The 319-nt window shown below is 46.7% G+C and carries 1 pseudogene; it reads right to left on the bottom strand.

Annotated features, from left to right (window positions below):
• A pseudogene (locus ACYQ8U_RS23335) lies at positions 1-319 on the bottom strand (acyl-CoA dehydrogenase); the annotation flags it as partial.

Below are 319 nucleotides of genomic sequence, written 5' to 3'. Positions count from 1 at the left end.
GTAGCCAATTGATTTTTCAGCTGTCTATTTCGACCATTATTTGCTTCGGCTTTGCGGGCACGCAACAAGGAACTTTCCATGGCGTAGGCAAAAATTGCAATGTCTGCCAAGTGTCCAAGGATTTCCTGATTTTTGAGGAGCTTGTCAGCCAATTTTTCATGACCATGACCGATACAGAAAAGAAAGACATCTTTGCAGGCTTGAACAATGTCGCCTGGCGTTTCGCGCGCCGGCCAGACTTCCTGCACCTTCAATTTTTCAATTAACCCGGCAGATTCTTCAATAAGGGGAAGAGTGCCGCTGCCGGCACGTTTTATCA

This window comes from Desulfocastanea catecholica, from assembly GCF_054657295.1.
This window is presented reverse-complemented; position numbering and strand designations above follow the sequence as displayed.